Origin of the sequence: Microbispora cellulosiformans, from assembly GCF_008728085.1 — a bacterium.
Taxonomy (GTDB): domain Bacteria; phylum Actinomycetota; class Actinomycetes; order Streptosporangiales; family Streptosporangiaceae; genus Microbispora; species Microbispora amethystogenes.
Window position 1 is genome coordinate 1 of the sequence record NZ_VYTZ01000031.1, and the last position, 8,971, is coordinate 8,971.

9 protein-coding genes are annotated in these 8,971 nt (G+C 70.7%); 4 read left to right on the forward strand and 5 right to left on the reverse strand.

The genetic code is table 11. The annotated features are described in order from the left end of the window. The coding region (locus F5972_RS36550; RefSeq protein ID WP_191910503.1) for a GTP-binding protein at positions 1-413 on the forward strand (413 nt) is incomplete at its 5' end. A gap of 28 nt (positions 414-441) precedes the next feature. Here F5972_RS36550 and F5972_RS36555 read toward each other — a convergent pair. The 5 genes from F5972_RS36555 to F5972_RS36575 are packed head-to-tail and all read right to left on the reverse strand — an operon-like array spanning position 442 to position 4,911. Continuing rightward, complete coding sequence (locus F5972_RS36555) at positions 442-1,446, reverse strand: methyltransferase (RefSeq protein ID WP_150940712.1); 1,005 nt, start codon at positions 1,444-1,446, stop codon at positions 442-444. Positions 1,447-1,451: 5 nt separating this feature from the next. Continuing rightward, positions 1,452-2,315 (reverse strand): ABC transporter ATP-binding protein, encoded by an 864-nt coding sequence (locus F5972_RS36560; protein WP_150940714.1) that lies wholly within the window; start codon positions 2,313-2,315, stop codon positions 1,452-1,454. A 9-nt stretch (positions 2,316-2,324) separates the two neighbouring features. Beyond that, entirely contained in the window at positions 2,325-3,167 is an 843-nt protein-coding gene (locus F5972_RS36565; protein ID WP_225312225.1) for an ABC transporter permease, read from the reverse strand. After that, positions 3,164-3,937, reverse strand: a complete 774-nt coding sequence (locus F5972_RS36570; protein WP_150940716.1) for an ABC transporter permease — start codon at positions 3,935-3,937, stop codon at positions 3,164-3,166. Before F5972_RS36570 ends, F5972_RS36565 begins: the two co-directional genes overlap by 4 nt. Then, complete coding sequence (locus F5972_RS36575) at positions 3,934-4,911, reverse strand: ABC transporter substrate-binding protein (protein WP_225312226.1); 978 nt, start codon at positions 4,909-4,911, stop codon at positions 3,934-3,936. Before F5972_RS36575 ends, F5972_RS36570 begins: the two co-directional genes overlap by 4 nt. A 402-nt stretch (positions 4,912-5,313) precedes the next feature. On the opposite strand from F5972_RS36575, the gene F5972_RS36580 reads away from it, so the two are divergent. The 3 genes from F5972_RS36580 to F5972_RS36590 form a co-directional block, all read left to right on the forward strand. Continuing rightward, complete coding sequence (locus tag F5972_RS36580) at positions 5,314-8,235, forward strand: sensor histidine kinase (RefSeq protein WP_225312227.1); 2,922 nt, start codon at positions 5,314-5,316, stop codon at positions 8,233-8,235. Further along, the gene (locus tag F5972_RS36585) at positions 8,232-8,657 is read left to right on the forward strand and encodes a roadblock/LC7 domain-containing protein (RefSeq protein WP_138463381.1); all 426 of its coding nucleotides are present in this window, start codon (positions 8,232-8,234) and stop codon (positions 8,655-8,657) included. Before F5972_RS36580 ends, F5972_RS36585 begins: the two co-directional genes overlap by 4 nt. A 3-nt stretch (positions 8,658-8,660) precedes the next feature. After that, positions 8,661-8,971 (forward strand): DUF742 domain-containing protein (locus tag F5972_RS36590; protein WP_150940718.1); only part of this gene is annotated, 311 nt, incomplete at its 3' end.

Consider the following 8,971-nt stretch of genomic DNA (forward strand, 5'->3'; position numbering starts at 1 on the left):
AGACGACCACGACGGTGGCGATGGACTTCGGGCGGGTGTCGCTGGATCGGGATCTGATTCTGTATCTGTTCGGTACGCCGGGTCAGCATCGGTTCTGGTTCATGTGGGATGACCTGGTGAGGGGGGCGATCGGTGCGGTGGTGCTGGTCGACACCCGGCGGTTGGCCGACAGTTTTCCCGCGGTGGACTACTTCGAGGAGGCGCGGCTGCCGTTCGTCGTCGGCGTCAACGGCTTCGACGGGCAGTATCCGCACGCCGAGGAGGAGGTGCGGGAGGCGCTGACCCTGGCGCCGCGGATCCCCGTCGTCCGCACCGACGCCCGCGACCGGGGATCGGTGAAGAGCACCCTGATCACCCTCGTCGAGCACGCGCTGACCATGCGGGTCGCCGTACCCGGCGGGGGCCGCGCCTGAGGCGGCCCCCGGCTCGGGAGTCACCGGTCTAGACGCGGACCGCCTCGATGAGGGTGGCGTGGAACGGCAGGCTGTAGGTGTTCGTCAGACGCAGCCCGGCCGCCCGCAGCAGCGCGTCGTGCTCCGACCTGCTGCGCTCCCGTCCCTGTCCGAACAGGCCGAGCATCCGCATGTCCAGGTCCTTCCCGAAGTGCGCCGAGTCGTCGTCCGGCAGGACCAGCTCCACCAGCAGCACCCGCCCGTCGTCGCTCATCGCGTCGCGGACCACGCGCAGAATGCGGATCGCGTCCTCGTCGTCCCAGTTGTGGACCACGCTGCCCAGCAGGTAGGCGTCGTGACCCGCGGGAACCGACGCGAAGAAGTCGCCCTCGACGACCTCCACACGCTCCGACAGCCCCCACTCGTCGAAGGCGGCCCGCGCGTCCGGCAGCACGTGCGCGAGCTCCACCAGCACACCGCGCAGATGCGGGTTGGCCCGCAGCGCCGTCGCCAGGATGTGGCCCCGGCCGCCGCCCACGTCCACCAGCGTCTTGACCGACGAGAAGTCGTAGCTCGCGGCCACCCCGTCCGCCATCGGCTGCGACCGCTGGCTCATGAAGTCGTTGAAGATGCGGTTCAGCTCGGGGTCGGACCCCAGGTGGTCGTAGAGCACCCCGTACTTCTCGACGAACGCCGACCGTCCCTCGCGCACCGTCGCGGTCAGGGTGTTCATGCCGTACGCGAGCGTGGGCGCGGTGTTGAACTGGACGGCCGTGCGCAGCGAGCCGGGCACGCCCTCCACCAGCAGCCGGCCCGCGTCGGTCAGCGCGTACGTGCCGGGGGAGACGGAGGTGAACAGTCCGCTGGCGGCGCACGTGCGCAGCAGGCGGGCGAGGGACGGCGCGTGCGCGCCGCAGCGGGTGGCGAGTTCCTCGACGGTGAGCGGTCCGTCCTTCAGGTGGCCGGCGCAGTCGAGGTCGACGATCGCGCCGAGCGCCGCGGCCCGGTAGAACCCGCGCAGGTGCTCCCACACGACGCTGCTGGCTTCTGTCACGTTCACTACTCCTTGGTCAGATGTGAGGGGGTGTTCATGAGAGGTGAGGTCGTCACGTGCGGTGGGGCCATGCTCAACTCCCCGGGGCTGAACTCCCCAGGGCCGAACTCGGGTCTGCCGCGCACCAGGCGGCTCACCTCGGCCCTCAGGTGCACGAAGGCGGGCAGCTCCCGGGTCCCGATCTGGTCGCGGGGACCGGGCAGGTCCACCCGCAGGTCGGCGGCGACCACGGCGGGCGCCCGGGTCAGCACCACCACCCGGTCGCCGACGTAGACGCTCTCGTCGATGTCGTGGGTGATCAGGACGATCGTCATGCGGTGGTGACCGCGTACGGCGAGGACGAGATCCTCCAGGTCCTCGCGGGTCTGGGCGTCGACGGAGCCGAACGGCTCGTCCATCAGCAGCAGCGAGGGGCGGTAGGCGAGGGCCCGGGCGATCGCCACCCGCTGCTGCATGCCGCCCGACAGCTGCCAGGGATACTTGGCCGCGGCGCTCTCCAGGCTCACCGCCGCCAGGGCCTCCGCCGCCGCCGTACGGCGGGCCGCCCGGTCGAGGCCGCGCCGCCGCAGCGGCAGCGCCACGTTGTCGCGCACCGACAGCCAGGGGAACAACGACCTGCTGTAGTCCTGGAAGACCACCGCGAGGTCGTCGGGCGTCCCGTCGACCGGGCGGCCCTTGACGCGGACCTCCCCGCCGGTCGGCCGCACGAGCCCCGCGATCGACCGCAGGAGCGTCGACTTCCCGCAGCCCGACGGGCCGACGACGCAGACGAGCTCGCCCTCGGAGACCTTGAGGTCGATCCCGCCGAGCGCCCGGTGGGCCTCCGGTCCGCTGCCGTAGGTGTGGGTCAGGTTGACGACGTCGAGCACGGTGTCACCTCAGCTTCTCCGCCCGGCACGCCGGTGCCAGGCCAGGGTGCGCCGCTCCACGACGAGGAACGACGAGTTGAGGAGGAAGCCGAGGACGCCGAGCAGCGCGATCGTCCCCCACATCCCCGGCAGGTCGAAGTTCTGCTGCGTGTAGATCAGCTCGTAGCCGATCCCGCTGGTCGCGCTGCCCACGAGCTCGGCGACGACCATCAGGATGAGCGCGAGCGACAGGCTCAGCCGCAGTCCCGCGAAGATCTTCGGCGCCGCCGCCGGCAGGATCACCCGGAAGAGCAGCTCGCCGCGGGACAGGCCGAACACGCGCGCCGTCTCGATGTGGAGGCGGTCCACGTAGCGGGCGCCGTCCACCGAGTTGACCAGGACCGGCCAGATCACGCCGTACACGATGGTGGCGAGCTGCATCCGCGTGTCCGCCTTGAACAGCACGATGAACAGCGGGATGAGCGTCGGCGGCGGGATCGCCCGGCCGAACTCGATCAGCGGGTCGACGTAGCCCGCCAGCGTCCGGGACCGGCCGATCGCGACGCCCAGGGAGATGCCGCCCAGGCAGGCGAGCGCCCATCCGCCGAACAGATGGCCGAGGCTGGGCAGGAAGTCGGCGAGGGCGGCGTCGCTGAGGAACAGGCGGGCCGGCGGCCCGGAGAACCACAGCTCGCGCAGCCGGGCCAGGATCGCCGACGGCGGCGGGAAGTAGACGGACTCCACCGACCGGGCGGCGGTCTCCCACAGGGCGACGACGACCGGCACCGCCCACAGCCGCAGGGCGAGACCGCGCGCCCGGCCGGCCCACCGGCCGCCGCTCACGACGGCGGTCGTCACTGGCGGGGCCGTCACTGGGCCACCCCCGCACGCGCGGCGTGCCAGCGGAACAGGCCGCGTTCGGCCCGGACGAGCAGCGCGTTCACGACCAGGCCGATGAGGCCCGCCCACACCGTGGCCGCCAGCATGAGGTCGATCCGGTAACCAGATCCCGCCTTGATGATGTACACGCCGATGCCGCCCTCGCCGCCGGAGAGCAGTTCCGCGCTGACGGCTACCACCAGCCCGACCGACGCCGCCAGCCGTACGCCGGTCAGGACGAACGGGGCGGCGCTCGGCAGCGCCACCCGCAGCAGCACGGCCAGGCGGCCGAAGCCGAAGACCCGCATCGTGTCCCTGGCGACCGGGTCCACGTCGTGCAGGCCGTACATGGTGTTGACGAGAACGGGCCAGCACGCGGCGTAGACCACGATCGTGACCTTCACCGCGCCGCCGGAGGCCATGATGAGCGTGACCAGCGGGATGAGCGCGATCGACGGGATCGGCCGGAAGAACTCGATCAGCGGCCGCAGCCCGATCTCCACTTTCGGCAGGCTCCCCAGCAGCACTCCCGCGGGTACGGCCAGCAGGATCGCGAGGAGGAGACCCTCCGCCCACACCTCGACGGTGACCGAGGCGTCGTGCAGGAACTCCGAGTCGACGGCGAGCCCGGCCGCCCCGGCGAGCACGGTGGACGCCAGCGGCATGATCTGGGTGTCCATCAGGCCGGTACGGCCGGCGATCTCCGCGACGACCAGCAGGACCGCGACGCCGACGGCGCCGCGGACCACTCTGCTGACGGTCATTGCGGCATCGGCACCAGCAGCGGAGTCACGTCCATCTTGGACTTCAGGTAGCCGTACTCCAGCATCAGGTCGGCCACCCGCTGGATGCGCGTCGGGTTGAGGGTGGACGGGTAGGCGCCGAGGGTGATGATGGACGCCGCCTCCGGCTTGATCTGGGTGTAGTTCGGCAGCACCTTCTCCACGGCCTTGCGGTCGGAGTCGGCGATCTGCTGGGCCTTCACGATGGCGCGCTGGAAGGCGGCCATGGTCTTGGGGTACTTCGCCAGGGTGGGCTCGGTCGTGGTCCAGCCCGCGATCGGGAAGTCCGCCATCGCGCCGGTCATCGTGTCGGCGATCTTGCGAGCGCCCATGTCCTTCTGCACACCGGTCAGGAACGGCTCGGTGAGCCAGGCCGCGTCCGCCTGGCCGGACGCGAGCTTGCCCGGCGCCTGGGGGAAGGGCACGGGGACGTACTGGACGTCCTTGGGAGACAGGCCGTTGGCCCGCAGGGTCGAGGCGACGGCGAGCTCGCCGATGCTGTTCAGCGCCGCGATGGTGACCTTCTTGCCCTTGAGGTCCTTGACCGACTGGATCGGCGAGTCCTTCTTGACCACAATGTCAAATACGTCCGGTTTCGCCTGGAATGTGTCGGCAAGGACGCGGAAGTTCCCCGCTTTCGCCTCCTGCGCCGAAAGTACCGAGAAGTAATTGCCGAGCGTGATGTCCGTCGCGCCGCTCACCAGCTGCGGGATGGCGACGATGGTGCTCTGGACCACTTCGGGCTTGATGGTCAGCCCTTCGGCCTTGAAGAAGCCCCGGTCGATCGCGATGAACAGCGCCGCGACGTCAGCGATGGGGAGGATGCCGACTTTAAGGGTGTTTTTCTCCAGTCCGTTATTGCTGGAGTCTGTCGTCTTCGTGTCCGCACCGCTACACGCGGTAAGTGTCAACGCTGCTATGACGCCAATGACGGTTCTGCGACCCGTCAGCCTCATGGAGTCTCCTCAGGTGGGGAAGCGAGGCGCCCGGTGCGAGAGATGGTGGCACCGGGCGACGGGCGAGAAGCGTAGCGGGACTTAAACCGGGATAACAGGATTAGGAGCCCTATGTCACCAAACTTGTCGGTAAATCCACTATGCCCCGTAACCCGGGGTGTGGCGGTTTGGACCGATGTATGTCCAGAACTTGATTCGGAAAGTCGGGCCCCGGTTGATGTTGCTCGCGAAAGGCTTTCCCGATGCATCGTCGCACGAAACTTCCGGCCGTTGGACCGTGCCAAATTATCTGACAGGTTGGTCTAGCTCGTCGCCTTATGCTCCAATTGCCGATGTCTTGTGGGAGGTATCCCGAGTGATAGGCCCGAATCCCATCTAAGAGAACCGCGTGAGGTTGCATCAGTGAGGACGGCAACAGTCGAGAGCGGTCGTCGTAGTGAACGGAAGCCGCCCCCGCTGCCGGCCGGCTCCGAGGCGTCCGCGGGGGAGCGGGGGGAGCAACCGGCGCAGCCGGAGCCGCCCGGGCAGGACGCGGGCAGCCGGCTGGCCTTGAAGAACTGGCGGATGCGCACCCGGCTGCTGGCGTTGGTCCTGGTGCCGACCGCCGTCGCGGTCACGCTGGGCGGCCTGCGGGTGTCCTCCTCGATCAGCAGCGCGGCCGAGTACCGCCGGGTGCAGGACGTCGCCGAACTGATCCTCGGCATCGGCGACTTCGTCCACGAGCTGCAGCTCGAACGCGACCTGACGGCCCGTTACGTGGGGACGGACCGCCGTGGCGCGACGACGCTCGCGCTGATCCACGACCAGCAGTCGGCGGTCGACGCGGCGGCGCAGCGGGTGCGGTCGAAGGCGGAGACCGCGGGCGCCGCGTTCGGTGACATCGGCCGCGCCGACCTCGTCCGCCTGCGCGGCCGCCTCGACGAGCTGCCCGCGCTGCGCACCACGGTCCTGGAGAGCAAGCTTCCCGCACTGCCCACGATCGACAAGTACTCGCTGTTCGTCGCCGACGCGCTGCGGCTGTACGACGAGACCGTGCAGGGCGCGGTGGACGAGGGCGTCATCGCCGATCTGAAGTCGATGGCCTCGCTCGCGCGGACCGAGGAGGAGGTCTCCAAGCAGCGCGCGCTGCTCGCCGCCGCGCTGGTCCGGAACCGGTTCGAGAACGCGGAGCTCGACGCGTTCACCGCCGCCCGCGCCCGCGAGGTCAGCGAGCGCAACGCGTTCCTCGCGCAGGCCACGCCCGCGCAGCGCCAGCTCTTCTCGGACACCGTGACCGGCCAGAAGGTCGACCGGGCCGAATACCTGCGCGCCCTCGCCCTGAGCCTCACCCGCGACGGCCTGCCGCTGCACCGCATCGAGCCCGGCGGACAGGCCGCGGACACCTGGTTCGACGCGATCACCGAGACCGGCGACCAGATGCACAAGGTCAACCTCGCGCTCGCCCACGCGGTGATCACACGCAGCGAGGAGTTCCAGGCGTCGGACCAGAGGGTCGCCGCGATCAACGTGGCCCTGGTCGTCGCCGTCCTGCTGGTGGTCCTGGTCATCACCCTGGTCATGGCCCGCTCGGTCGTCCGGCCGCTGCGGCGGCTGCGCAGCGAGGCGCTTGAGGTCGCCGGGCACCGGCTGCCCGACCTCGTCCAGCGCCTGCGCGAGTCCGACTCCGCCGGCTCCCAGCAGGTGCAGCCGATCGGGGTGATGTCGGCGGACGAGATCGGCGAGGTCGCGCGGGCCTTCGACGAGGTCCACCGCGAGGCCGTACGGCTGGCGGGTGACGAGGCCCGGCTCCGTGGCAACGTCAACGCGATGTTCGTGAACCTGTCGCGGCGTACGCAGACCCTGGTGGAGCGCCAGATCACCCTGATCGACGGGCTGGAGCAGGGCGAGCAGGACGAGGAGCGGCTCGCGAACCTGTTCAAGCTCGACCATCTCGCGACCCGCATGCGCCGCAACAGTGAGAACCTGCTGGTCCTCGCCGGGCAGGAGACCGCCCGCCGATGGAGCCGGCCCGTCGAGATCACCGACGTCCTGCGGGCCTCGCTGTCGGAGGTCGAGGGCTACGAGCGGGTGGTGCTGAACTTCCCCTCGGACGTCTCGATCGCCGGCCAGGCCGTCAACGACGTCATCCACCTGATGGCGGAGCTGGTGGAGAACGCGCTGTCGTTCTCCGCCCGCGACACCCGGGTGGTCGTTTCGGGCAACCGGATCGACGGCGGCGGCGTGATGATCTCCGTCACCGACTCCGGCATCGGGATGACCGCAGAGGAGATCTCCCAGGCCAACTGGAGGCTGGCGAACCCGCCGGTGGTGGACGTGTCGGTGTCCCGCCGCATGGGCCTGTTCGTGGTCGGCCGCCTCGGCATGCGCCACGGCATCCGGGTGCAGCTCAGGCCGCACGACGGGGGCGGGCTGACCGCGATGGTCCTGCTGCCGGAGAGCCTCATGGGCAGCGCGTCGTACCCGGAGCAGGCCTACGCGGGAGCCTTCGCGCCCGCCTGGAGCGGGCAGCCCGGCCAGTCGTCCGGCTGGAGCGGCCGCCCGCAGGGACTCACCGCGCCGGCGGCGCCGGCGGCGCTTCCCGCCGCCCGGCAGCCGGGGATGTTCTCGCGGACCCGCCCGTTCGACCCCCTGCCCGGCGAGGCGACCGGCCCGCTTCCCGCCGTCTCCGGGCCGGCCTTCCCCGATCCCGCCTTCTCCGGGTCCGCCTTCTCGGGGTCGGCCTTCTCCGCTCCCGCCTTCCCCGACCCCGCCGTCTCGGGTCCGATCGCGGCCCAGTCCGGAGCGTTCTCCGTCAACACGGGACCGGTTCCGATGCCCGCCGGCCCCACGCAGACCGGTCCGGTGTTCGGAGCGCCGGTGGGAACGGGCGCAGCGCCGCCGGCGCCGCCGGCGGAGGAGTTCCTGCCGATCTTCGCCTCCGTGGAGTCGGCGTGGTTCCGGCGCACGCCCGCCACCGACACCGGTCCGACGGACTGGCAGCGTGAGCAGGCCACGGACGCGGGATGGCAGGCCGCCGCCGCGGCCGCCGAGAAGCCGGCCTGGGAGGGCACGACGACGTCCGGTCTGCCGAAGCGGGTCCCGAAGGCCAACCTGGTGCCCGGCTCGGCGGAGTCGACCGGCCCGCAGAAGCCGCAGGCGCCACCGGCGCAGCAGACGCAGCAGACGCCCCCGGCGCCACAGCAGCCGCGGCCGCCCCTGTCGCCGGACCGGGTGCGCAGCCGTCTGTCCAGCTTCCAGCAGGGCGTACGGCAGGGGCGGGCGGTGGCCCGGGGCGAGCTGAGTGAGGACGAGGGCTATCCGACGAAGAAAGAGGACGGCGCATGAGGGAGTTGAGCCAGGGTGCACGCGGCCTGAACTGGCTGATCAGTGATTTCGTGAGTGCGGTCCCGGGCGTGGCGCACACCGTGGTGGTGTCGGCCGACGGGTTGCCTCTGGCGTTCTCGAACGGGTTCCCCAAGGATCGGGCGGATCAGCTGGCGGCGGTGGCCGCGGGGTTGATCAGTCTGACGCAGGGGGCCTCCCGGGTGTTCGAGGGCGGCCCCGTGGTGCAGACGGTCGTGGAGATGCAGCGGGGGTTGTTGCTGATCATGTCGATCAGTGACGGGTCGTGTCTGGCGGTGCTGGCGGCGGCCGACTCCGATCTCGGTCTGGTGGCCTATCAGATGACGTTGCTGGTGGAGCGTGCGGGGCAGGTGCTGACCCCCGCGGTCCGGGCCGAGCTGCAGGCCTCCCACCCGCGGAGGTGACGCATGGACCCCTGGGGACAGCGGCCCGGCGGCCCGCTCCCGGAGGAGCCGCCCTCCCCGGTGCGCCCGTTCACCGTCACCGGTGGGCGTACGACGCCACGTATGCAGCTCGCGCTGGAGGCCCTGGTCTCCTCCGCCACGACCACGCACTACGACCTGTCCACGAGGCCGCCGGAGCATCGGGCCATCGCCTCCCTGTGCCGTCAGGTGCGGTCGGTGGCGGAGGTGTCGGCGTTGCTGCGGATTCCGCTGGGTGTGGTTCGTGTGGTGATCGCGGACATGGCGGCGGAGGGGTTGGTGCATGTGCATCAGCC

Excerpts from the sequence above, each read along its gene's own strand:
- F5972_RS36585 (WP_138463381.1), top strand. The coding sequence starts at position 8,232 with ATGAGGGAGTTGAGCCAGGGTGCACGCGGCCTGAACTGGCTGATCAGT.
- F5972_RS36575 (WP_225312226.1), bottom strand. The coding sequence starts at position 4,911 with ATGAGGCTGACGGGTCGCAGAACCGTCATTGGCGTCATAGCAGCGTTG.
- F5972_RS36570 (WP_150940716.1), bottom strand. The coding sequence starts at position 3,937 with ATGACCGTCAGCAGAGTGGTCCGCGGCGCCGTCGGCGTCGCGGTCCTG.